Source organism: Mariniluteicoccus endophyticus, from assembly GCF_054780035.1.
In genome coordinates this window covers 377,965-400,199 of record NZ_BAAGXC010000016.1, presented here as the reverse complement: position 1 = coordinate 400,199, position 22,235 = coordinate 377,965, and the positions used below count along the sequence as shown (strand labels likewise).

Annotated in this window: 22 protein-coding genes and 1 tRNA gene; 16 read left to right on the top strand and 7 right to left on the bottom strand. The window is 69.5% G+C overall.

Features of this window, described 5'->3' with window-relative positions; genetic code table 11:
• Window positions 1-21: 21 nt before the first annotated feature.
• The 4 genes from ACYVGD_RS07185 to ACYVGD_RS07170 form a co-directional block, all read right to left on the bottom strand.
• Complete coding sequence (locus ACYVGD_RS07185; RefSeq protein WP_460742443.1) at window positions 22-198, bottom strand: DUF6104 family protein; 177 nt, start codon at window positions 196-198, stop codon at window positions 22-24.
• Complete coding sequence (locus ACYVGD_RS07180) at window positions 199-4,086, bottom strand: multifunctional oxoglutarate decarboxylase/oxoglutarate dehydrogenase thiamine pyrophosphate-binding subunit/dihydrolipoyllysine-residue succinyltransferase subunit (RefSeq protein ID WP_460742489.1); 3,888 nt, start codon at window positions 4,084-4,086, stop codon at window positions 199-201.
• Between the two features lie 87 nt (window positions 4,087-4,173).
• Complete coding sequence (locus ACYVGD_RS07175; RefSeq protein WP_460742441.1) at window positions 4,174-5,544, bottom strand: glycosyltransferase 87 family protein; 1,371 nt, start codon at window positions 5,542-5,544, stop codon at window positions 4,174-4,176.
• Between the two features lie 60 nt (window positions 5,545-5,604).
• Window positions 5,605-5,676, bottom strand: a tRNA-Arg gene (locus ACYVGD_RS07170).
• A 117-nt stretch (window positions 5,677-5,793) separates the two neighbouring features.
• Between ACYVGD_RS07170 and lysA the strand changes: the two genes are divergently transcribed.
• From lysA to ACYVGD_RS07120, 10 genes are all read left to right on the top strand, one after another.
• Window positions 5,794-7,227, top strand: coding sequence for a diaminopimelate decarboxylase (lysA, locus tag ACYVGD_RS07165; RefSeq protein ID WP_460742439.1), 1,434 nt, complete (start codon window positions 5,794-5,796; stop codon window positions 7,225-7,227).
• Window positions 7,228-8,556, top strand: coding sequence for a homoserine dehydrogenase (locus ACYVGD_RS07160; RefSeq protein ID WP_460742438.1), 1,329 nt, complete (start codon window positions 7,228-7,230; stop codon window positions 8,554-8,556).
• A complete protein-coding gene (gene thrC, locus ACYVGD_RS07155; RefSeq protein WP_460742436.1) occupies window positions 8,553-9,626 on the top strand; it encodes a threonine synthase in 1,074 nt (357 codons plus the stop codon). The genes ACYVGD_RS07160 and thrC overlap by 4 nt, the downstream gene beginning before the upstream one ends.
• Window positions 9,627-9,634: 8 nt before the next feature.
• Window positions 9,635-10,543: a homoserine kinase gene (thrB, locus tag ACYVGD_RS07150; RefSeq protein ID WP_460742487.1), complete on the top strand. Its 909-nt coding sequence runs from the start codon at window positions 9,635-9,637 to the stop codon at window positions 10,541-10,543.
• A 245-nt stretch (window positions 10,544-10,788) separates the two neighbouring features.
• On the top strand, window positions 10,789-12,786 hold the full coding sequence (gene rho / locus ACYVGD_RS07145) for a transcription termination factor Rho (RefSeq protein ID WP_460742434.1): 1,998 nt from the start codon (window positions 10,789-10,791) through the stop codon (window positions 12,784-12,786).
• Window positions 12,787-12,935: 149 nt separating this feature from the next.
• Entirely contained in the window at window positions 12,936-13,169 is a 234-nt protein-coding gene (gene rpmE, locus ACYVGD_RS07140; protein ID WP_460742432.1) for a 50S ribosomal protein L31, read from the top strand.
• A gap of 80 nt (window positions 13,170-13,249) precedes the next feature.
• Window positions 13,250-14,323: a peptide chain release factor 1 gene (gene prfA, locus ACYVGD_RS07135; protein ID WP_460742430.1), complete on the top strand. Its 1,074-nt coding sequence runs from the start codon at window positions 13,250-13,252 to the stop codon at window positions 14,321-14,323.
• Window positions 14,320-15,177 (top strand): peptide chain release factor N(5)-glutamine methyltransferase, encoded by an 858-nt coding sequence (prmC, locus tag ACYVGD_RS07130; RefSeq protein WP_460742428.1) that lies wholly within the window; start codon window positions 14,320-14,322, stop codon window positions 15,175-15,177. The genes prfA and prmC overlap by 4 nt, the downstream gene beginning before the upstream one ends.
• Before the next feature lie 169 nt (window positions 15,178-15,346).
• On the top strand, window positions 15,347-16,300 hold the full coding sequence (locus ACYVGD_RS07125; protein WP_460742426.1) for an L-threonylcarbamoyladenylate synthase: 954 nt from the start codon (window positions 15,347-15,349) through the stop codon (window positions 16,298-16,300).
• Window positions 16,293-17,444, top strand: coding sequence for an MraY family glycosyltransferase (locus ACYVGD_RS07120; RefSeq protein ID WP_460742424.1), 1,152 nt, complete (start codon window positions 16,293-16,295; stop codon window positions 17,442-17,444). Before ACYVGD_RS07125 ends, ACYVGD_RS07120 begins: the two co-directional genes overlap by 8 nt.
• Window positions 17,445-17,455: 11 nt before the next feature.
• Here ACYVGD_RS07120 and ACYVGD_RS07115 read toward each other — a convergent pair whose 3' ends face one another.
• Genes ACYVGD_RS07115 through ACYVGD_RS07105 form a run of 3 tightly spaced genes read right to left on the bottom strand, consistent with a single transcriptional unit; the run spans window position 17,456 to window position 18,791 of the window.
• Window positions 17,456-17,650, bottom strand: a complete 195-nt coding sequence (locus ACYVGD_RS07115; protein WP_460742422.1) for a helix-turn-helix transcriptional regulator — start codon at window positions 17,648-17,650, stop codon at window positions 17,456-17,458.
• Entirely contained in the window at window positions 17,650-18,033 is a 384-nt protein-coding gene (locus ACYVGD_RS07110; RefSeq protein ID WP_460742420.1) for a hypothetical protein, read from the bottom strand. Before ACYVGD_RS07110 ends, ACYVGD_RS07115 begins: the two co-directional genes overlap by 1 nt.
• A 23-nt stretch (window positions 18,034-18,056) precedes the next feature.
• Window positions 18,057-18,791 (bottom strand): CPBP family intramembrane glutamic endopeptidase, encoded by a 735-nt coding sequence (locus ACYVGD_RS07105; protein ID WP_460742418.1) that lies wholly within the window; start codon window positions 18,789-18,791, stop codon window positions 18,057-18,059.
• Window positions 18,792-18,964: 173 nt separating this feature from the next.
• Between ACYVGD_RS07105 and ACYVGD_RS07100 the strand changes: the two genes are divergently transcribed.
• From ACYVGD_RS07100 to ACYVGD_RS07075, 6 genes are all read left to right on the top strand, one after another.
• Complete coding sequence (locus ACYVGD_RS07100) at window positions 18,965-19,471, top strand: hypothetical protein (RefSeq protein ID WP_460742416.1); 507 nt, start codon at window positions 18,965-18,967, stop codon at window positions 19,469-19,471.
• A gap of 68 nt (window positions 19,472-19,539) precedes the next feature.
• A complete protein-coding gene (locus tag ACYVGD_RS07095; RefSeq protein ID WP_460742415.1) occupies window positions 19,540-19,704 on the top strand; it encodes a hypothetical protein in 165 nt (54 codons plus the stop codon).
• A gap of 22 nt (window positions 19,705-19,726) precedes the next feature.
• On the top strand, window positions 19,727-20,542 hold the full coding sequence (gene atpB / locus ACYVGD_RS07090; protein ID WP_460742413.1) for a F0F1 ATP synthase subunit A: 816 nt from the start codon (window positions 19,727-19,729) through the stop codon (window positions 20,540-20,542).
• A gap of 84 nt (window positions 20,543-20,626) precedes the next feature.
• Window positions 20,627-20,839: a F0F1 ATP synthase subunit C gene (locus tag ACYVGD_RS07085; RefSeq protein WP_460742485.1), complete on the top strand. Its 213-nt coding sequence runs from the start codon at window positions 20,627-20,629 to the stop codon at window positions 20,837-20,839.
• Between the two features lie 17 nt (window positions 20,840-20,856).
• Window positions 20,857-21,393 carry a F0F1 ATP synthase subunit B gene (locus ACYVGD_RS07080; RefSeq protein WP_460742411.1) on the top strand — a complete coding sequence of 179 codons (537 nt, stop codon included), beginning with the start codon at window positions 20,857-20,859 and terminating at the stop codon, window positions 21,391-21,393.
• Window positions 21,390-22,193: a F0F1 ATP synthase subunit delta gene (locus ACYVGD_RS07075; RefSeq protein WP_460742409.1), complete on the top strand. Its 804-nt coding sequence runs from the start codon at window positions 21,390-21,392 to the stop codon at window positions 22,191-22,193. The genes ACYVGD_RS07080 and ACYVGD_RS07075 overlap by 4 nt, the downstream gene beginning before the upstream one ends.
• Window positions 22,194-22,235: the final 42 nt, after the last annotated feature.

Sequence of the window (22,235 nt, the reverse complement as noted above, 5' to 3'; positions counted from 1 at the left end):
TTTGCGCGCACCGCTGTGGTGTCAGTCCTCGTCGTCGTCGAGGCGCGCCAGCCACGTGGCCAGGCGCTCGACCGGCGTCTCGAACTCGGGGTTGAGGTCGGTGAACGTCCGCAGCTGGTCGGCCAGCCACGCGAACGTGACCTCCTCGTCGCCGCGGCGCTTCTCGAGCTCCTCGATCCCTCGGTCGGTGAAGTACATTCACTCGTCCTTCGGGGTCAGCGCACGCTGGAGCAGGTCCTTCTGCTCGTACTCGTGCAGCTTGTGCAGACCGGCCGACGGCGCGGAGGCCGCCTTGCGCGTCACGTGGGAGATCTCCACGTCGAAGCGCGGCATGTACTGCTTGAGCTCGTTGACCAGGTTGTAGCTCATGAACGGCCACGCGCCCTGGTTCTCGGGCTCGTCCTGGACCCAGCGGATGTCGGTCACGTGCTCGTAGCCCTCGAGCGCCGTGGCCAGCTCCTTGGCGGGGACGGGGTAGAGGCGCTCGAAAGCGAAGATCGCGACCTCGCCCTCCTGACCGTTCTTCTCGCGGGCGTTGACGAGGTCCCAGCGGACCTTGCCGGAGCAGAGGATGATCTGCTTGACCTTCGACTTGTCCTCGATCGTCGGATCGGCGATCAGTGGCTCCCACCGGCCCTCGGTGAAGTCCTCGACCTTCGACACGGCGCGCTTGTTGCGCAGCATCGACTTCGGGGTGGCGATCACCAGGGGGCGGTGCCAGTTCACCCAGGCGTGGGTACGCAGCAGGTGGAAGTGCGACGCGGGCGTCGACGGCTGGCAGACGGCCAGGGCGTCCTCGGCGCACAGCTGCAGCCATCGCTCGATCCGCGACGAGGAGTGGTCGGGACCCTGACCCTCGTAGCCGTGGGGGAGCAGCAGCACGATGCCCGACTTCTGGCCCCACTTGGCCTGGCCCGACGAGATGAACTCGTCGACGATCGTCTGGGCGCCGTTCGCGAAGTCGCCGAACTGCGCCTCCCACAGCACCAGCGCCTCAGGACGCGCCACGGAGTAGCCGTATTCGAAGCCCATCACCGCGTACTCGCTGAGCAGCGAGTCGAAGACCTGGAAGCGGGCCTGGCCCTTCTGCATGTTGCGCAGCGGTACCCAGGAGTCACCGGTCTTGCGGTCGACCATCGAGGCGAATCGCTGGGTGAAGGTGCCACGACGCGAGTCCTGACCCGTCAGGCGGACCGGGCGGCCCTCCAACAGCAGCGAGCCGAAGGCGAGGATCTCACCGGTGGCCCAGTCGATCGGCCCCTCCATGATCGCCTTGGCGCGGCGCTCGAGCTGTGGCATGACCTTGTGGTGGACGGTGAAGCCCTCGGGCACGTTGACGTGGGCGTTCGAGATGAGCTCCATCATCTCCATGGAGATGGCGGTCGGCTCGTCACGGCCGTGCTTTTGCGGGTAGCGGGCCGTGCGCTTGTAGTCGTCGTCCTGAGCCGGCTCCTCGCGGACCTCGCGGAAGACCTCCTCCAGGCGGTGCTGGAAGCGCATCATGGCCTCCTCGGCGTCCTCCATGGAGATGTCGCCACGGCCGATGAGCGCCTCGGTGTAGAGCTTGCGGGTCGAGCGCTTGCGCTCGATGAGCTCGTACATCAGCGGCTGGGTGAAGCTGGGGTCGTCGCCCTCGTTGTGGCCCCGTCGGCGGTAGCAGACGATGTCGATGACGACGTCCTTGTTGAACGCCTGGCGGAACTCGAAGGCCAGGCGTGCGACGCGGAGGCAGGCCTCGGGGTCGTCGCCGTTGACGTGGAACACCGGCGCGCCGATCGACTTGGCGACATCGGTGCAGTAGACCGACGAGCGCGAGGCGGTGGGCGAGGTGGTGAAGCCCACCTGGTTGTTCACGACCACGTGGATCGTGCCGCCGGTGCGGTAGCCACGCAGCTGAGACATCTGCATCGTCTCGAAGACGACACCCTGACCCGAGAACGCGGCGTCACCGTGGAGGAGCACCGGCAGCACCGGGAACTCCGTCGCGCGGTCGAGAAGGTCCTGCTTGGCGCGGGTGATGCCCTCCAGGACCGGGTTGACGGCCTCGAGGTGAGACGGGTTCGCCGCCACCGACGTGAGGACCGTGTTGCCGGACAGGGCCGTGAACTCGCCCTCGGCGCCCAAGTGGTACTTCACGTCGCCGGAGCCCTCGACCGTACGCGGGTCCACGTTGCCCTCGAACTCCTTGAAGATCTGGGCGTACGACTTGCCGACGATGTTGGCCAGCACGTTCAGGCGACCGCGGTGGGGCATGCCGATGCAGACCTCGTCGAGGCCCGAGTTGGCGGCCTGCTCGCAGATCTCATCGAGGAGCACGATCGTCGACTCGCCACCCTCGAGGGAGAAGCGCTTCTGGCCGACGAACTTCGTCTGCAGGAAGGTCTCGAAGATCTCGGCCTCGTTGAGCTTGTCGAGCACCCGCAGCTGCTCGTCGCGCGGCAGCTTCGGCGCGCCGACCTCGACGCGGTCCTGGATCCACCGGCGCTGGGCCGGGTCGGGGATGTGCATGTACTCGATGCCGACCTGACGGCAGTACGAGTCGCGCAGCAGACCGAGGATGTCGCGCAGCTTCATGAACGGGGCGGAGCCGCCGAACGAGCCGGTGGCGAACTCGCGGTCGAGGTCCCACAGCGACAGGCCGTAGGTCGCGACGTCGAGGTCGGGGTGCTGGCGCTGGACGTACTCCAGAGGGTCGGTGTCGGCCATGAAGTGGCCCGACGTGCGGTAGGCGTTGATCAGCTCGTGGACGCGTGCCTGCTTGCCGACCTGGGCCTCGTGGGACACCGAGCGGTCGATCGCCCAGCGGATCGGCTGGTAGGGGATGCGCAGCGAGCGGAAGATGTCGTCCCAGAACTCGTCCGAGAGGAGCAGCTCGTGGATGACCTTCAGGAACTCGCCCGACACAGCACCCTGGATGACCCGGTGGTCGTAGGTCGAGGTGAACGTCATCTGCTTCGAGACGCCGAGCTCGTTGAGGCGCTCGGGATCGGTGCCCTGGTATTCCGGCGCGTAGTCGATGTTGCCGATGCCGATGATGCAGCCCTGGCCGTTCATCAGGCGCGGGATCGAGTGGTTGGTGCCGATGCCGCCGGGGTTGGTGAGCGTGATCGTCGTTCCCTGGAAGTCGGAGACCTCGAGCTTGCCGTCGCGGGCCTTCTTCACCAGCGCCTCGTACGCGGCCCAGAACTGGGCGAAGTCGAGGTCCTCGGCGTTCTTGATCGACGGGACGACCAGCGAGCGGTTGCCGTCCTTGCCGGGGAGGTCGATCGCGAGGCCGAATCCCACGGAGTTGGGCACCACGAGGTTCGGCTTTCCGTCGACGACCTCGTAGGAGTTGTTCATCGCAGGCACGGTCTTGAGTGCCTGGACCATGGCGTAGCCGATGAGGTGGGTGTAGGAGACCTTGCCGCCACGGGCGCGCTTGAGGTGGTTGTTGATGACCACGCGCTGGTCGATGACGAGCTTCATCGGGACGGTGCGCACCGAGGTGGCCGTCGGAATCGTCAGCGACAGGTCCATGTTCTTCGCGGTACGCATGGGGGCACCGCGCATGACCGTCTTGGAGGGCTCGCCCTTGTCGGCGGACTCGCGGACCGTCGGGTTGGGCGGGTCGGCCGGCAGGCCGCCCGGGTTGCCGGGCTTCTGCGGGCGGAGGTCCTTGACCTCGTTCGGCTGCTCGACCGTGGCGCGAGGAGCGTTGGCCGGCTTGTCGGCCTTCTTGGGCTCGGCTTTCTTCGCCTCCGCGGGCTTCGACTCGGCCTTCTTGGGCTCGGTCTTCTTCGCCTCCGCGGGCTTGGCGGCCTCGGGCTTCTTCGACTCGGCCTTCGGCTTGTCCTCGGCACTGGCGGCCTCGGGCTTGTTGGGCCCGGCCTTCGGGGCGGCCGCGGCATCGCCGGCGATCCAGCCCTTCTCCTTGAAGTATGTCACCCAGCTGGCGTCCACGGAGGACGGGTCCTGCTGGTAACGATCGAACATGTCTTCGAGGAGCCAGTCGTTGGCGCCGAATTCTGACTGATCTTGGTCGGGCGCGGGGGCCACAATCGCCTTCTTCCGGGTCGGTTCTGTCAAGCCGTGCAGCAGCGGCATCGCTGCCACTGGGAAGAGTACCGAAAAATGCATACCAGCGGGATGTGTGGTCTCAAAGAGTCGTGAGTTTCCCGCCCTGCGGCACACTCAGTGCTCGCGCTGCGGCGCCGAGGCCTGAGAGGCGGGGGAGAGCGGCGGCGGCGTGAGGGCGCTGCGGGCGGGCTGGGCGGGGCGACGTACGCCCAGCGCGGCCCAGGCCGCACGCGCGGTGTCGATGGTCAGCCACACCAGCAGGATGTTGCGCACCACCAGGCACCACGTGCCCGCCACCTTGGCCACGGGGTTGTCCTCGTAGCCGATCACGCCGCCGTACAGCCACGGGTAGAGCGCGTGCGACAGGAGCGCGACGGCCAGCACGCCCACCAGCCAGGTGCGGACCGAGCCGGGGCGGATCGAGTGCCGGGCGGGACCCGAGAGCCCCACCCGGGCGACCAGCGCCGCGAGCGGGGCGCCGAGCCATGCGATGTACTGCGGGCTGAGGGTCTTGTTGGTGACGATGATGATGCAGACAGCGGCGAGCATCGTCACGGCCAGCGCGGGGCCGTCTGGACGGGCGACGGTGGCGACGCGCCACACGAGCGCGAGGCAGACGAGGCCGCCGACGATCGTGGCGGCGGTCGCCAGGGCCAGCCACAGCGGAACCCCCGGCCCGAAAACCTCGTACGCCTGCCAGCGCGAGTAGCTCAGATACCAGGTGTCGGGGGCCGACAACCGGCCCAGCATCAGTGGCGTGGCCCAGATCGACTCCACCTGCAGCCCTCGGTCGCCCTGCCACTGCAACGGGCTGAGCAGCCGCTGCGGTCCGCCGGCCACGAGCGAAAGCACCAGGAGGACGGCGCCGGTGAGCAGGAAGCCCGCGAACGCCGAGAGGCGCGTACGCCGGTGTACCAGGAATGCGACGAGGCTGCCGGGCCACACCTTGATCGCCGCGCCGACGGCCAGGAGTGCGCCCGCGAGCTCCGGGCGGGTCGTGGCGAACACCGCCGCCGCCCCGACCAGGACGGCCGGGACCATGTCGAACCTCAGCCACAGAAGTGGTCCCACGCACATCAGGAACACCGACCAGGTGATGATCGCGGCGGCGCGGTGGCGGCCGCCGCGGGCCCACAGGACCGCGCAGAACGCGAGGTCGAAGCCGATCATCAGCGCGGCGAAGGCGCCCAGGTAGGCGCCGTGGTCGGTGCCGGCCCACCGGGGCACCTGCAGGAGCCACACCACGGGGACGGGGTATTCGGTCATCGTCGCCCGCAGGCCGGCGGCGGGCAGCTCGGCGACCTTGGTCACGTAGTAGTAGGTGTCGCCCATCTCCCAGCCGCGGATGCGCCAGACGACGGCGGTCGCCAGCCGGGTCAGCAGCATGATGCCGAGGACCGCGAGGCCGCCCGGCGCCCATCCCCGGCGACTCGGCGTGGGGGAGTGGCTCCCCTGTGCGGCGGTCGGGATCAGGGGCGTGGACACGTCGGCTTTCCGGTCGAGGATCTGGCGATCGTGGGATCAGGCGTGCGAGGAGTGTTCGGGCGCCCCCAGCAGGATTCGAACCTGCGCTCCCGCCTCCGGAGGGCGGTGCTCTATCCCCTGAGCTATGGGGGCCCGGCCGCACAGTCGGCCACGAGCCACAGTAGCAGGCTGTTCGCGTCGCCACAGAATCCACGCGGTGGACGTGGGCGCGGCCCGCCGTTGTCGGTGGCCTCTGGCAAGGTGTCCGCCATGACGCACATGCACGTGGCTGGTTCCATCCATGCCGACGCCGTCACCCCGGGACCCAAGTGGCTCCAGGTCCCCGACGACGTGAACGACCTCCTTCCCAAGCTGTGGCCCTCGGGTGTCGAGCGTGGCGACGACGGCGTCCTGCGCGTCGCCGGGCTGGCCGTCAACGAGATCGCCGAGCGGCTCGGGACGCCGGTGTACGTGTTCGACGAGGTCGACTTCCGGGCGCGGGCGCGCGCGTTCGCCGAGGCGTTCGCCGGCTGGGACGTGTTCTATGCCGGCAAGTCGTTCCTGTGCACCACGTCGGTGCGCTGGGCGACCGAGGAGGGTCTGGGCATCGACACCTGCTCGCTGGGCGAGCTGATGGTCGCCCTGGCCGGGGGGGCCGATCCCGCCCGCATCGGTCTGCACGGCAACAACAAGTCGCGCGAGGAGCTCGAGCTCGCCGTGACGTCGGGCGTGGGACGCGTCATCGTCGACTCGTTCACCGAGATCGAGCGGCTCGAGGAGATCGCCGCTGCCCACGACCGGCGCGTGGGCGTCATGGTCCGCGTGACCGCGGGCGTGGAGGCCCACACCCACGAATACATCTCAACGGCTCACGAGGACCAGAAGTTCGGGCTGTCGATCGCCGGAGGCCAGGCGCTGGCGGCGCTGCAGGCCTGTCACCGCTCGCCCCACCTCGACCTGCGTGGCATCCACTCCCACATCGGCTCCCAGATCTTCGAGTCGGCGGGCTTCGAGGTCGCCGTGCGGCGCACGCTCGACCTCCACACGCGGTTCACCGCCGACACCGGTGCCACGATGCCCGAGCTCGACCTCGGCGGCGGCTTCGGCATCGCCTACACGTCGGTCGACCGGCCCATCCCTCCGGCCGAGCTCGCGGCCTCGCTGCGCGCGATCGTCGACCGGGAGTGCCGCGGGCTCGAGATCGAGCCGCCCCACCTGTCGATCGAGCCCGGCCGCGCCATCTCGGGCCCGGCCGCGTTCGCGCTCTACACCGTCGGCACGGTGAAGCCCGTCCAGGTCGACGACCGCAGCGTCCGCACCTACGTGTCGGTCGACGGGGGCATGAGCGACAACATCCGACCCGCTCTCTACGGTGCCGAATACTCGGCGACCCTGGCTTCGCGGCGCTCCGACGCGCCGCCGACGCTGGCCCGCATCGTCGGGAAGCACTGCGAGTCGGGCGACATCCTCGTCCGTGACGAGTTCCTGCCGTCCGACATCACCCCCGGTGACCTGGTCGCCGTGCCGGCGTCGGGGGCCTACAGCCGCTCGATGGCCAACAACTACAACCACGCGCTGCGTCCCCCGGTGGTTTCGGTGCGTGACGGCGAACTGACTACGCTCGTCCGCAGGGAGACCATGGACGACCTGCTGGGGCTCGACGTGGGTTACGCCCGCACCGCCCACGACCACGAGGAGAACTGAATGTCACGCCCTGACGTGTCCGCCGACGAACGGCCGCTGAAGGTGGCGTTGCTGGGCTGCGGCGTCGTGGGTTCGGCCGTCGCCCGCCAGCTGACGGCCCAGGCCGACGACCTCGAGGCCCGGATCGGCCGCCGGCTCGAGATCGCCGGCATCGCGGTGCGCCGCCTGGGCGTCGAGCGCGAGGGCATCGATCCCGCCCTGCTCACCACCGACGCCGAGGCCCTGGTCGCCCGTGACGACGTCGACCTCGTCGTCGAGGTCGTCGGCGGCATCGAGCCGGCCCGGTCGTTGATCCTGCGCGCGATGGAGCACGGTGCGTCGGTGGTGACCGCCAACAAGGCCCTGTTGGCCGATGACGGCGCCACGCTGTTCGCAGCTGCCGAGGACGCCGACGTCGACCTGTACTTCGAGGCGGCCGTAGCCGGAGCCATTCCCATCATCCGGCCGCTGCGCGAGTCGCTGGCCGGTGACGAGATCACCGCCGTCATGGGCATCGTCAACGGCACCACCAATTTCATCCTCGACAAGATGCACACCGAGGGCTCGTCCTTCGACGACGTGCTCGCCGAGGCCCAGGCGCTCGGCTACGCCGAGGCCGACCCGACGGCCGACGTCGAGGGCTTCGACGCCGCCGCCAAGGCGGCCATCCTCGCCGGCATCGCGTTCCACAGCCGCGTCAACGCCGAGGACGTCCACCGCGAGGGCATCACCGAGGTGACCCGCGCCGACATCGCCGCCGCAGAGAAGATGGGCTGCGTCGTGAAGCTGCTGGCCATCTGCGAGCTCAACGAGGGTCCCGAGGGCCAGAGTGTGTCGGCCCGCGTTCACCCGGCGATGATCCCCACGAGCCATCCGCTCGCCTCGGTGGGCGGTGCCTACAACGCGGTGTTCGTCGAGTCGCGCAACGCCGGCCAGCTGATGTTCTACGGTCCGGGCGCCGGTGGCGACCCGACGGCCAGCGCCGTGATGGGTGACCTGGTGACGATCGCGCGCAACCGCGTCGCGGGTGCCGCCGGGCCGGGCGAGTCCACCTACGCCGCCCGGCCGGTCGCGCCGGTGGCCGACGCGCTGACGCGCTACTTCATCGCCCTCGACGTCCACGACCAGCCCGGCGTGCTGGCCAACGTGGCCCGCTGCTTCGCCGAGCGGGGGGTGTCCGTACGCACGCTGCGCCAAGAGATCGGCCCGCGCCCCGATTCCGGCGCCCGTCTCGTCGTCGTGACCCACGAGGCCCGCGACGGCGACCTGAGCGCGACCGTCGAGGCGCTGCGCGCGCTGCCCGACGTCTCCGAAGTGGTGTCTGTGATGCGAGTGGAAGGCGAAGAATGACCAACGACAACCAGCCCGTCCAGCAGGGCTTGATCGAGCGCTACCGCCCGTGGCTTCCGATCGACGAGGGCGACCCCGTCGTCAGCCTCGGCGAGGGCTCGACCCCGCTGGTGCACGCCCCGGTGCTGTCGGCCGAGCTCGCCTGCGACGTGTGGGTCAAGGTCGAGGGCGCCAACCCGACGGGCTCGTTCAAGGACCGTGGCATGACGATGGCGGTGTCGAAGGCGAAGGCCGAGGGGGCTGCGGCGGTCGTCTGCGCCTCCACCGGCAACACCTCGGCCTCGGCGGCGGCGTACGCGGTCCGCGCCGGGATGAAGCCCATCGTGCTGCTGCCGCAGGGCAAGATCGCGCGCGGCAAGCTGGCCCAAGCCATCGTCTACGGTGCACAGATCGTCCAGGTCGACGGCAACTTCGACCAGTGCCTCACCGCAGCGCGAAAGCTGTCGGAGTCCTACCCGGTGGCGCTGGTGAACTCCGTCAACCCCCATCGCCTCGAGGGCCAGAAGACCGCCGCGTTCGAGATCGTCGACGCCCTGGGCGACGCCCCCGACCTCCACGTGATGCCGATCGGCAACGCGGGCAACATGCCTGCCTACTGGCGCGGCTTCAAGCAGTACGCCGAGGCCGGCAACGCCACGCACCGTCCGCGCATGTGGGCCGTCCAGGCCGAGGGCGCGGCCCCGCTGGTGCTGGGCCACCCCGTGCTGGAGCCCGAGACCATCGCGACGGCTATCCGCATCGGCAACCCGGCATCGGCCGACCTCGCCAACGCGGCCCGCGACGAGTCCGGTGGTCGCTTCATGGCCGTCTCCGACGACGAGATCCTCGCGGCCCAGCGCTGGCTGGCCAGCCACGAGGGCATCTTCGTCGAGCCGGCCTCGGCATCCGGCATCGCCGGGCTGTTCAAGTCGCGCGACGCCCGCGAGCTCGACACGGGCCTGCGCATCACCGTGACGGTGACCGGCAACGGCCTGAAGGACATCGATACCGCCCTGTCCGGGATCGACGTGTCGACGACGGTCGTCGACCCCGAGGCCAGCGCGGTGGCCCAGGCGGTCGGCCTGTCGTGACGCCCGCCATGGGGGAAGGGGCGCTCCAGCCGGGGCGCATCGCCCGGGTACGCGTACCCGCCACCAGCGCCAACCTCGGGCCGGGCTTCGACCACCTCGGGCTGGGGCTGGCCTGGTATGACGAGTGCGAGGTCGAGGTCCTGGCCGACGGCGTCCAGATCGAGGTGACGGGGGAGGGCGCCGGCTCCGTGCCGCGCGATCGCAGCCACCTGCTGGTGCAGTGCCTCGACCGGGGGCTCGCCGACCTGGGCCTCGAGGCGCCCGGCGTACGCCTCCGCGCCCACAACACCATCCCGCACAGCCGCGGGCTCGGGTCGTCGTCAGCCGCCACAGTCGCCGGCCTGGCGGCGGCCTGGGCGCTCTCCCACCCGGGGGAGCCGCTCGACCGCGAGTGGACGCTGCGCCTGGCGAACCAGATCGAGGGCCACGCCGACAACGTCGCGCCCGCGATCCATGGCGGTTTCGCCATCACCTACGTTCGCGGCGACGAGGGAGAGCGTGGGATCCGCAGCGCCGCCGGCCGGGTCCACCCCGACATCGCGGCGGTCGCCCTCGTCCCGCAGCGCCACGTCCCGACGCGTTCTGCGCGCGCCGTGCTGCCCGACGACGTGCCCCGACGTGACGCCGTGGCCGGTTCAGGTCGTGCCGCGTTGCTGGTCCACGCGATGGCCGTCGATCCTGCCGCGCTGCTCGACGCGACCCGTGACTGGCTCCATCAGCCCTACCGGGCGAACCTCATGCCCGAGTCCACCGCGCTGATCGCGCGGCTGCGGTCCCAGGGACACGGCGCGTTCGTATCCGGGGCCGGCCCGACGGTCCTGGTCCTCGGCCGCCGCGACCACCTCGCAGGGCTCGACGAGGTGGAAGGCTTCACGCTCCGCCGCCTCGAGATCGGTCACGGCGCCGAACTGTTCTGAGCGTCGGTTTGCCGTGGTCGCGCGGGCCGGTGCTATCCTTGCTCAGCAGGAGCGGCGCCCAGGCGCCTCCAGACCCCTCGCAGGTCGGGGTGGTCGGTCCCGTGCCCGCCGCGACAACTGTCGTCCGGAGCCCCCGGGTCGCCCGAGATGTTCTCCATCGTCAGCCTGCTGGTCAGACTTTCCTTGACCTTCCCAGTCGAGCGCGCCCACTCCCGGAGCCCGCGGCTGGACCTGAAAGGACACACGTGACGGAATCCACCGAAGCGACCAACTCCCTCCATGCCGACGGTGCCGCGACCACGGGTCGCCGCCGGCGGGGCACGGGCCTCGAGGCCATGGTCCTTCCCGAGCTCAAGCAGCTCGCCTCCTCGCTGGGCATCCGCGGCACGGGCGCCATGCGCAAGAGCGCGCTGATCGACGCCATCAAGGCCGCGCAGTCGGGTGGGGGTGCCGCGCGCGACGAGAAGCCGCGCGAGGACGACCGTGAGAAGGCGGAGCCGCGCACCAAGCAGCAGTCCGGCCAGACCCGTGGCGACGGGCCTCAGGACGAGGACCGCAGCGAGGGCGAGACCGCTGGCCGTCGCCGCCCGCGCTCGCGCAGCGACGACGCGCGTGGCCAGGAGCGTCAGGAGGGTCACGGCGGCACGGTCGCCGACGCCGCCGACGAGGTCGCCCGCCGGCTCGAGGTCGAGCGCGCCCGCGCCGAGGGATTGCGGTCCGACGATGACCGCGGCGAGAGTTCGCAGGGTGACAACATCCAGGGCGAAGGACGCGGGCGACGCAACCGACGCGACCGCGACCAGTCCAACGAGGGCGACGCCCAGCAGGGCCAGAAGCAGTCGAACCAGAACCGGCAGGGTGGCCAGAGCCAGCAGGGTGGCCAGAACCAGCAGGGTGGCCAGGGCCGGAACAACAACGGCACCCGCCAGCAGAACAACAACGGCGGCAACCAGAACCAGCAGAACCACAACCAGAACAACCAGGGCTTCGATGACGACGAGGAGGGCGGCGGCCGCCGCAGCCGCCGCCGTCGCAACCGCGACCGTCAGAACCGCCGCAACCGTGGCGGCGGCATGGACCGCCTCGAGGCCGAGCCGACGATCAGCGAGGACGACGTCCTGCTGAACATCTCCGGCATCCTCGACATCAAGGACAACTACGCCTTCGTGCGCACCTCGGGCTACCTGCCGGGGAGCAATGACGCGTACGTGTCGATGAACATGGTCAAGCGCTTCGGCCTGCGCCGCGGTGACGTGGTCGCGGGCGCGATCCGCCAGCCGCGCGAGGGGGAGCGCAAGGAGAAGTTCAACCCGCTGGTGCGCGTCGACTCGATCAACGGCGACGACCCGATGAAGTCGCCGGGGCGTGCCGACTTCGGCAAGCTGACGCCGCTGTACCCGCAGGAGCGGCTGCGCCTCGAGAACGCCTCCAACGACATGACGGGCCGGATCATCGACCTCGTCGCCCCCATCGGCAAGGGCCAGCGCGGTCTCATCGTGTCGCCCCCCAAGGCCGGCAAGACGATGGTCATGCAGTCCATCGCCAACGCGATCGCGGCGAACAACCCCGAGGTCCACCTCATGGTCGTGCTCGTCGACGAGCGACCCGAGGAGGTCACCGACTTCCAGCGCACGACCTCGGGCGAGGTCATCGCCTCGACGTTTGACCGGCCCGCCTCCGACCACACGATCGTCGCCGAGCTGGCCATCGAGCGCGCCAAGCGCCTCGTCGAGCTCGGCCACGACGTCGTCGTGCTGCTGGACGGCATCACCCGCCTGGGCCGGGCGTACAACATCGCGGCCCCCGCCTCGGGCAGGATCTTGTCCGGTGGTGTCGACTCGGCCGCGCTGTATCCGCCGAAGAAGTTCTTCGGTGCCGCGCGCAACATCGAGAACGGCGGCTCCCTGACGATCCTCGCCACGGCCCTCATAGAGACGGGCTCGAAGATGGATGAGGTGATCTTCGAGGAGTTCAAGGGCACAGGCAACATGGAGCTGCGCCTGCGCCGCGAGTACGCCGACAAGCGCATCTTCCCCGCCATCGACGTGACCCAGTCGGGCACGCGCCGCGAGGAGTTGCTGCTCGGCAAGACCGAGCTGTCGATCATCTGGAAGCTGCGCCGGGTGCTTGCCGGGCTCGAGGGCACACAGGGCATCGAGATGCTGCTCAAGCAGATGAGGAAGTCGCAGAACAACTCCGACTTCCTGATGCAGATCTCGAAGACCACGCCCGGGAACGACTGAGGCGCCCGAGACACATCACGGCTGGGCGGGGAATATTTGGTCCCCACGCCGCCGTTGATGCAGAATGGTCCGTCGGTCCGGTTCACCCCGTGACGGCCACCTCCCACTCGGGGAGGGGCTGGGGACCCGGCGCTATCCTAGGAGAAACCATGCAAGAGGGTATCCACCCCGACTACGTCGAGACCCAGGTCTCGTGCACGTGCGGCAACACGTTCACCACCAAGTCCACGATGACCAGCGGCACCATGCGCGCCGAGGTCTGCGCCAAGTGCCACCCGTTCTACACGGGCAAACAGAAGATCCTCGATACGGGCGGCCGCGTCGCCAAGTTCGAGAAGCGCTTCGGCGGCAAGCGCCCCGCGGGCGCAAAGAAGTCCAACTAAGACGCCGAGGGCGCCGGGAACCAGCGGGTTCCCGGCGCCTTTGCGTACGCCATCGCGGCCCAGCTGAAGGAGCGTCCCCCGTGTTCGAGTCCGCCGAACCGCTGCGCGCCGAGTTCGCCGAGCTCGAGCGACGCATGGGCGACCCCGAGGTCCATGCCGACCCCGCACTGGCCCGGCGGATCGGACGACGCTACGCCGAGCTGACCCCCGTCGTGAAGGCGCTGGCGGAGCATGAGCAGATCAGCGGGGACCTGACCGCGGCGCGCGAGCTGGCCGACGACGACGAGGCCTTCGCCGTCGAGGCCGACGAGCTGGCCGCCCGGCTGGCCGACAACGAGGAGCGGTTGACGCGCCTGCTCGCCCCGCGCGACCCCAACGACTCGGCCGACGCGATGGTCGAGATCAAGTCGGGCGAGGGCGGCGAGGAGTCGGCGCTGTTCGCCGGAGACCTGTTGCGCATGTATACCCGGTTCGCCGAGACGCGTGGCTGGAAGGTCGAGGTCCTCGACCACCAGGACACCGACCTGGGTGGGGTGAAGTCGGTGACCCTGGCCGTGAAGGCCGGCAGCGCGACCGATCCGGCCGGCATGCCCTACGGCTCGCTGAAGTTCGAGGGCGGCGTCCACCGCGTCCAGCGCGTACCCGTCACCGAGACCCAGGGGCGCATCCACACGTCGGCCGCCGGCGTACTCGTCATGCCCGAGGTCGAGGACGACGAGGTCGAGATCGACGAGAACGACCTGCGCATCGACGTGTTCCGCTCGTCGGGCAAGGGCGGCCAGGGCGTCAACACCACCGACTCGGCCGTACGCATCACCCACCTGCCCACCGGCACCGTCGTGTCCTGCCAGAACGAGCGCTCCCAGCTGCAGAACAAGGCGCAGGCGCTACGCGTCCTGCGCGCCCGTCTCGTCGCCGCCCGCGAGGAGCAGGCGGCTGCCGAGGCGTCCAGTGCGCGGCAGTCACAGGTGCGCACCGTCGACCGCTCCGAGCGCATCCGCACCTACAACTTCCCCGAGAACCGCATCGCCGACCACCGCATCGGCTACAAGGCCTACAACCTCGACCAGGTGCTCGCCGGTGACCTGGCCGCCGTCGTCGAGGCCCTGCAGGAGGCCGACCTCGCCGAGCGACTGGCGCAGGTGGGCGCATGAGCCTCGATCCCGTCCCCACGTCCGAGGCCCTGCGCGAGGCGGGCTTCGTCCTCGACGGTGCCGGCGTGCCCAGCCCGGTCAACGACGCGCGGCTCCTGCTCTCCCACACGCTCGGGGTCGAACCGGGTCGGCTCGTGCTCGTCGACTCCGTCGAGCCGAAGGCGTACGCGACGTTCCTGCGTCACATCGAGGCTCGAGCCACCGGCCTCCCGCTGCAGCACATCACCGGCGAGGCGTGGTTCCGCAACATCCGAGTCGAGGTCGGGCCGGGCGTGTTCGTGCCACGGCCTGAGACCGAGGTGATGACCGGCTGGGCCATCGATCGCCTGCGCGAGACCGACCTGGCCCACCCACGCGTGGTCGAGCTGTGCGCGGGCTCGGGGGCGATCTCGCTGTCACTGGTCGACGAGGTCCCCGGGGTGGAGGTCCACGCCGTCGAGGTCGACCACGACGCCGCCGACTGGTGCGAGCGCAACCTCGTCGGGTCGGGCGTGTCCCTGACGGTGGCCGACATGGCCGAGGCGCTGCACGACCTGGACGGGACCGTCGACCTCGTCATCGCCAACCCGCCCTACATCCCGCTGGACATGTACGAGGGCGTCCCCGAGGAGGTCCGCGTCCACGACCCGGCCGTGGCGTTGTTCTCGGGCCCGGACGGGCTTGACGCGATGCGGGTGGTGGCGCGTGCGGGGGCCCGCCTGCTGCGCCGCGGGGGGCTCATCTGTGCCGAGCACGCCGAGGTGCAGGCCGAGTCCGCCCCCACGGTGTTCGTCGACGAGGGCGACTGGACCCATGTCCGCGACCACGTCGACCTCAATGAGCGCCCGCGTTTCGTGACGGCCGTACGCCGTTGACCTCAGTCGGCGAGGGCTGCGCGCGGCTTTTCACCCGTGGGGTTCATCAGGACGCGCCCGCCGACGAGGACGGTGGGGGTGAGCTGGTCGCCCCGTCGTGGCGACGCAGCTCGGCGACTGCGGTCGCGTCGTCGCCAGCAGGGCTGCGGGGTCGTGGCAGGATGGGAGGGTGACCGACCTGCCCGCTGACGAAGTCCAGCCCGACGAGCCGGCCCCGGCCGTCGACAGCACGCCCGCGCCGCCGGCGTACGCCGTCTTCGACATCACCGGGGACGACCACGAGGCGGGGGAGTCCGCAGCCTTCGACGCCGTGACGTCCGGCCACTGCATCGTCCTGCCGACCGACACCGTGTACGGCATCGGGGCCGACGCCTTCAACCGCGGTGCGGTCCAGGCCCTGCTTGACGCCAAGAACCGCGGTCGAGACATGCCGCCGCCCGTGCTGATCGCTGACCCGGCCGTGATGATGGCACTGGCCAGTGACATCCCCGACAACGCCAAGAAGCTCGCCGAGCGCCACTGGCCGGGCGCGCTCACCCTGATCCTGAACGCCCAGCCGTCGCTGATGATGGATCTCGGCGACACGCGCGGGACGATCGCCGTACGCGTGCCCGACCACGACCGTACGCGCGCCCTGCTGCGCCGCACCGGACCTCTGGCGGTGTCCAGCGCCAACATCTCCGGCCAGCCGGCGGCGACCTCGGTCGCCGAGGCGCAGGAGATGCTGGGCGACCGGGTGAAGGTCTACCTCGACGGGGGAGCGGGAACGGGGCCCGAGCCGTCGACCATCGTCGACTTCAGCAAGTCCGAGTACGGCAAGGTCCTGCGGCTGGGACGACTGACGCTCGACGAGCTCCGCGAGCTCGTGCCCTACTTGGAGGGGCCCGACGTGACGGCGGCGGACGCAGAGGCGACCGTGGCTCCCGCCGAGCCCCTCGCGGCCTACGCCCCCGATGCCGTCAGTGGTCAGGAGGCCGCCCCGGGCTTCGTGGATGCGGCGATGGACCCCGACGACCTTCCCCGACCGCTGGGAGAGGACGGCGAGCCGGTCGAGGCTCCAGCCGCGCGCGATGGCGACAGCGACCCGTCCCACAGCTCCGGGGACCGACGCCCCGATGCGTGAATACCTGCTCGTCCTCCTTGTGGCGGCGGCCACCGCGTACCTGCTCAGCGGCCTGTGCCGGCGCATCGCGCTGCGCACCGGCGCGGTGGCGAAGGTCCGCGACCGCGACGTCCACGCCATCCCCATCCCGTACTTCGGGGGCGTGGCGATGTTCTTCGGGGTGGCCGCGGCGTTCCTGGTGGCGACACGCATGCCCTACCTGGGCCGCAACCAGCTGATCCAGCACGACTTCCGGGCGGTGCTCATCGCCGCAGGGGTGATCTGCGTGGTCGGCGTGCTCGACGACCTGTTCGAGTTGAACGCCATCGCGAAGCTCGCGGGCCAGGTGCTGGCGGCCGGACTGGTCGTGGCCAACGGCGTGAAGATGCTGTGGATCCCGCTGCCCGACACCATCATCTCGCTCGACGACTCGGTCTCCATCGCGCTGACGGTCTTCTTCATCGTGCTGTGCTCCAACGCGATCAACTACGTCGACGGGCTCGACGGGCTGGCCGCCGGGGTGGTGGCCATCGGCGCGCTCGCGTTCTTCGCGTACTGCTATCTCCTCGGCGTCGAGCAGGGCCTGCCGCGCGCGACGACGGCCAGCCTGATCTCGGTGGCGGTCGCGGGCAGCTGCATCGGCTTCCTCCCCCACAACTTCTTCCCCGCGCGCATGTTCATGGGGGACTCCGGTGCCCTGCTGCTGGGCCTGCTGCTGGCCACGTCGTCGATCACGCTGACCGGCCAGATCGACTCGGCCGTGCTCAACGAGAACGCCCGCGGCGTGGTCGCCGCCTACCTGCCGCTGGTGCTGCCGCTGGCCATTCTCGCGATCCCGTTCCTCGACTTCGCCCTGGCGTACGCCCGCCGCACGATCGCCGGCAAGTGGTTCTGGGTGGCCGACAAGCAGCACCTCCACCACCGGCTGTTGGAGCGCGGTCACTCCCACCGGCGAGCCGTGCTCATCATGTATGTGTGGACCGCCCTCATCAGCTTCGGTGCCATCGTGCTCTTCAGCGTCCAGCAGTGGTGGGTCACCATCGTCCTCACGATCCTCGTCGTGGTGCTCAGCTGGTTCACCGTCGGCCCGGGCAACCAGGCCCGACATGATGCCGAGACCCGCCGCCGGGAGCGGGCCGCGGAGGCCCGCATCCACCAGGGCTGAGCCCGGGCGGCTCAGTCGTCGTCGCTGAAGATCTGCTCGATCGGAAGGGCGAACAGCCGCGAGATCCGGAACGCCAGCGGGAGCGAGGGGTCGTAGCGACCCTTCTCCAACGAGCTGACGGTCTGGCGGGAGACGTCCAGCGCCTCGGCCAGCTGGCCCTGAGTCATGCCGCGGGCCGCGCGAAGCTCCGGGATGCGGTTGCGCATCAGTACCTCCGGCGGACGAGTGCGGTGGCGATGGCCCAAGCCCCCATGGAGACCGGCATCACGAACGTCCAGCTGAGGTCCGGCGCGCCGACGGTCTGCAGCATCCCCCACGTGAACGTGAGCACGCTGCCGGCCGCGAAGGCGATCGCCAGGGACTCCACGAGCATGCGCGCCTGCAGCTCGTCGGCCTCCCGGACGTATCGCCACAGGGCCCACACGATCACCAGGGCCGAGGGGATCACCAGCAGGACCGCCGCGAAGCGGCCGGGAGACCCCGCGAGGGGTCCTCGGGCGAGCCACATGGCGAGGGGGAGCAGCAGCACGTAGCTACCCATTCCGACGGCGAATCGGCGGAGGTAGGCCCTGTCGGCGCGGGTGGACATCGATGGCTCCTTGGTTGGAGGGATCAGGACAGGGCGAAGAAGAGCATCGGCAGACCGAGCCCGATGACGTCTAGCAGCCAGTGGGCGACGACGAGCGACCAGAGGCGGCCACGGGTGGCGTACCAGAGGCCGGCGAGCAGCAGGCCGACGAGCAAGGTCGTGATGGAGCGGGCCAGCATGGCCTGCGGCGATCCGAGGGCGAACGCGATGTGCTGGACGCCGAACAGGAGCGAGACGACGAGTACTGCGGGGATGCGACCGATCGTGGCCTCGAGGCGGGGGAGCGCGTACGCGCGGTAGAGGACCTCTTCGGCGAGGGCGACGGTGAACGGCATGACGACGACCGCCACCAGCGCGAGGGCCATGGGCACGCGCGGCGTCGGACCGACCGGTGGCGCCCCCTGGTAGGCGACCATGTTGCCCATGAACGTGCAGACGAAGAATGCGACGGTCAGGGCGACGAAGAGACCGAGACCGACGAGGGCGTCGCGACCCGGGGTCTTGGTCGCGAGGAGCTCGCGGAGGCTGGACCCCTCGGCCCGCAGGCGGGCGGCGACGTGGGCGAGGACGGCCAGGTCGACGGCGACGATCGCGGCGTTCATCCACACCTGATCGACACCCAGTGCGCGCAGGGCGACGGCGAGGGAGACAAGGAGGGCGATACGGAAGGTCATGGCCCCTGCGGCCGACCCGGCGCGGCGGCGGTCGGTCGCGTCACAGGTGCGGGGGGTGATGGGGGTGCTGGGGACGGTGCTCATGCATCGAATGTAAAGCGAGCTTGACACGTATGTCAAGGGTGCTTTACAGGTCGTGTGTCCATCGTCACGCCACGACGGGGAGCCCTCCGGTTCTCCCGGTCTGGTGAGATTGTGCTAAGTTTCACAAGCGTTCGACAGGCCCCGCCCGGGGCCGCTGACGAGACAGTGAGACCATGACCACCGTGACGGCCGATGACCGCCTGGCACCGCCTGCCGACGGCGCTCCGCGACTCAGTGTCGCAGCGTCGCGGGCCCGGCGTCTCCTCGTGGCCGGTCTTGTGGGCGCCCATGTGGGTGCGCTGACGTGTGTCGGCATCTTCGCTCTGACCGATGGGCTTCGTGGTGCCGTGAGCGGTGCGCTGGCCGGGGCGATGGTCATCCTGTTTTACACAGTCGGCCAACTGGTCCAGGTGTGGTTCGCCGACGCCCATCCCCGCGAGCTGATGAAGGTCACCATGGCCTCCTACGTCGCCCGCGTCACCTTCCTCGGCGGAGTGCTGTTCGCCTACTTCCGCTTCGGCGACGAGGCCCAGAGGCTGCTCGCTGCGCCCGTCGTGGTGACCGCGATCGTGACCGTTGTCACCTGGCTCGCGGCCGAGGCGTACGCGTACCTCCAGCTCCGTATCCCCAACTTCGACGAGCCGGATCACGGGTTCGTCACGCGGGGGCGATCGAAGTGACCGAACCCAAGCAGACTGGTAGTGTCCGCAGCGCCGGACACGAGGGTCCCACCACGTACAGCGACGGCATGGCCGTGCTGTCGTACATCATCGCCGGGATCCTCGTCTACGGAGGTCTCGGCTGGTTGGGCGACCACTTCCTGCACACGAAGTTCTTGCTGCCTGCCGGGTTGATCCTGGGCATGGTCAGCTCCATCTACCTGATCATCAAGCGTTACGGCCAGTCCGAATGAGACTGGTGGAAGGAGGAGTACGGTGAGCTTTCCGCTCCTGCCGCTGACCCCCCTGGAGGGAGGGCACGCAGAGCCCTACAAGGCTCCGTCGGTCCATGACTTCCAGTTCAACGGTGGCTTCTTCGGTCCCGACTGGCTGAACAAGCCGCTGGTCCAGGCGATCATCGGTGCGCTCGTCGTGATCGTGTTCTGGTGGCTCGCCTCCCGCCGTCTGAAGGTCGTCCCCAGCAAGGGCCAGTTCTTCGCCGAGTTCATCTACGACCTCGTCCGCAACGGCATCGCCCGCGACGCACTGGGCCACGACTACCAGCGCTACACGCCCTACCTGGTCGGACTGTTCACCTTCATCCTGCTCAACAACTGGTTCGGCGAATTCTTCCTCTTCATGTTCCCGACGTTCTCCAACATCGGGTACGCGTACGGTCTGGCGCTGCTGACGTTCATCATCTACAACGCCGCTGGCATCGCGAAGAAGGGTTTCTTCGGCTATCTCAAGGCCATGACGGTCCCGGCCGGCGTCCCGCTGTGGCTGACGCCGCTGATCATCCCGCTCGAGGTCATCTCCAACTTCATCGTCCGCCCGATCACGCTGGCCCTGCGACTCTTCGCCAACATGTTCGCCGGCCACCTCGTCATCATGGTGTTCGTCGTCGGTGGCGCCTACCTCATGACGACGACCAACCCGCAGTCGTTGGTCAACCGTGTCGCCGGAGGCGTCTCGTTCGGCTTCTCCTTCGCGATCTTCGCGCTGGAGCTTCTGGTCGGCGCGCTCCAGGCGTACGTGTTCACGGTCCTCACGGCCCAGTACGTCGCCTCCTCGCTCGCCGAAGAGCACTGATCTTTTCTCTCCCTGTCCACCCGACCACCCAATAGCTTCACCAAGAAGAAAGCTCCGAAAGGAATCGCAATGCTCCTCCCCGTTATGGAGATCAACGGCTCGATCAACATGATCGGCTACGCCCTCGCGACGCTCGGCCCGGCCCTCGGCGTGGCCTGGATCTTTGCCTCGGTCATCAACGGCACAGCCCGCCAGCCTGAGGCCCGCGGCGCCATGATGGGCACCGCCTGGATCGGCTTCGCCGTGGTCGAGGCCCTCGCCATCATCGGCATCGCCCTCGCGTTCGTCCTTTCGTGAGCCCAGCCATGGTGCCGATGGAAGGAATCGACCTCGGCCCCCTGCTGCCGCAGCACCTCTCGGAGCTCGTCGCCGGCATCGTCCTGATGCTGATCATCGCCGTCGTGATGTACACGAAGGTGGGACCGGCGTTCGAGAAGATGTACGCCGAGCGTACTGCGGCCATCCAGGGCGGCATGGAGAAGGCGGAGCGAGCCCAGGCCGAGGCCGAGGCGGCTCTGCAGGAATACCGTGCACAGCTCGCCGAAGCCCGTCAGGAGGCGGCTCGCATCCGCGAGGACGCCAAGAACGAGGGTGCTCGTATCAAGAGCGAGATGCGGGAGCAGGCCGACGCCGAGGCTGCGCGCATCGTCGGGACCGCCAAGGCCCAGATCGAGGCCGAGCGCTCGCAGGTCATGGCCCAGATGCGCAACGAGGTCGGTGGCCTGGCCACGACCCTCGCCGGTCGCATCGTGGGTGAATCGCTGGACGAGGACGATCGCGCACGCCGCACGGTCGACCGCTTCATCGCCGACCTCGAGAGCTCCTCGGCCAAGGAGGGTTCGCAGGCATGAGCATGACCAGCGCAGCCAACCAGAGCCGGCTGGGTGTCCTCGACCGCGTTCTGGACTCCCAGGAGCCGGTGTCGACCCTCGCTGGTGAGCTCTTCGCCGTCGTCGATGCGGTCGAGGGCCAGCCGGTCCTCCGCCGCAGCTTCACCGACCCGGGCGTCCCGGCCGACCAGCGCAAGGGGATGGTCTACCAGCTCCTGAACGGCAAGGTCTCCGGCTCGGCGGTGTACGTCGTCGAAGAGGCGGTCTCCCAGCGATGGACCGGCGGGCGCTCGTTCGTCGAGGCGCTCGAGCGCCAGGGCGTCCGGGCTGAGCTGCGCGCGGCCATGTCCGAGGGCAAGCTCGACGAGGTCATCGACGAGCTCTTCCGGTTCGAGCGGGCGGTTGCCGGCGACCCGGAGCTCCGTGAGGCCCTCGGCGACCGTCGGGCCCCGCTCGACGGCCGCGTCGGGCTCGTCACGCGCCTGCTCGACGGGCGCGCCCACGAGGCGACGGTCGTCCTCGCCCGTCGCGCGGTGACCGGCCACGGCGGCTCGTTCAACGAGACGGTCGAGGGCTACCTCAAGCTCGCCGCCGCACTGCGTGACCGGGGCACGGCGACCGTACGCGTGGCACGACCCCTCGACGGCGACCAGTACGAGCGCCTGCGCTCTGTGCTGAGCCGACAGGTCGGCCGCGACATCGACATGCATGTCGTGGTGGACCCCGCGGTCCTGGGCGGCGTACGCGTCGAGCTCGGCGACGAAGTGATCGAAGGAACGGTGGCCGGCCGCCTCGAGCAGGCCCGTCGCGCGTTCAACTGACACACCCCACGAACTACCCAAGAAGAAACGAGAGCAGGGACG

Coding starts and splice junctions, on each gene's coding strand:
- ACYVGD_RS07085 (WP_460742485.1), top strand. CDS start 20,627: ATGGAGATCAACGGCTCGATCAACATGATCGGCTACGCCCTCGCGACG.
- ACYVGD_RS07185 (WP_460742443.1), bottom strand. CDS start 198: ATGTACTTCACCGACCGAGGGATCGAGGAGCTCGAGAAGCGCCGCGGC.
- ACYVGD_RS07120 (WP_460742424.1), top strand. CDS start 16,293: ATGCGTGAATACCTGCTCGTCCTCCTTGTGGCGGCGGCCACCGCGTAC.
- ACYVGD_RS07180 (WP_460742489.1), bottom strand. CDS start 4,086: ATGCCGCTGCTGCACGGCTTGACAGAACCGACCCGGAAGAAGGCGATT.
- ACYVGD_RS07095 (WP_460742415.1), top strand. CDS start 19,540: ATGGCCGTGCTGTCGTACATCATCGCCGGGATCCTCGTCTACGGAGGT.
- thrB (WP_460742487.1), top strand. CDS start 9,635: ATGGGGGAAGGGGCGCTCCAGCCGGGGCGCATCGCCCGGGTACGCGTA.
- thrC (WP_460742436.1), top strand. CDS start 8,553: ATGACCAACGACAACCAGCCCGTCCAGCAGGGCTTGATCGAGCGCTAC.
- ACYVGD_RS07100 (WP_460742416.1), top strand. CDS start 18,965: ATGACCACCGTGACGGCCGATGACCGCCTGGCACCGCCTGCCGACGGC.
- rpmE (WP_460742432.1), top strand. CDS start 12,936: ATGCAAGAGGGTATCCACCCCGACTACGTCGAGACCCAGGTCTCGTGC.
- ACYVGD_RS07110 (WP_460742420.1), bottom strand. CDS start 18,033: ATGTCCACCCGCGCCGACAGGGCCTACCTCCGCCGATTCGCCGTCGGA.
- ACYVGD_RS07105 (WP_460742418.1), bottom strand. CDS start 18,791: ATGAGCACCGTCCCCAGCACCCCCATCACCCCCCGCACCTGTGACGCG.
- prmC (WP_460742428.1), top strand. CDS start 14,320: ATGAGCCTCGATCCCGTCCCCACGTCCGAGGCCCTGCGCGAGGCGGGC.
- lysA (WP_460742439.1), top strand. CDS start 5,794: ATGACGCACATGCACGTGGCTGGTTCCATCCATGCCGACGCCGTCACC.
- ACYVGD_RS07160 (WP_460742438.1), top strand. CDS start 7,228: ATGTCACGCCCTGACGTGTCCGCCGACGAACGGCCGCTGAAGGTGGCG.
- ACYVGD_RS07115 (WP_460742422.1), bottom strand. CDS start 17,650: ATGCGCAACCGCATCCCGGAGCTTCGCGCGGCCCGCGGCATGACTCAG.
- ACYVGD_RS07075 (WP_460742409.1), top strand. CDS start 21,390: ATGAGCATGACCAGCGCAGCCAACCAGAGCCGGCTGGGTGTCCTCGAC.
- ACYVGD_RS07080 (WP_460742411.1), top strand. CDS start 20,857: ATGGAAGGAATCGACCTCGGCCCCCTGCTGCCGCAGCACCTCTCGGAG.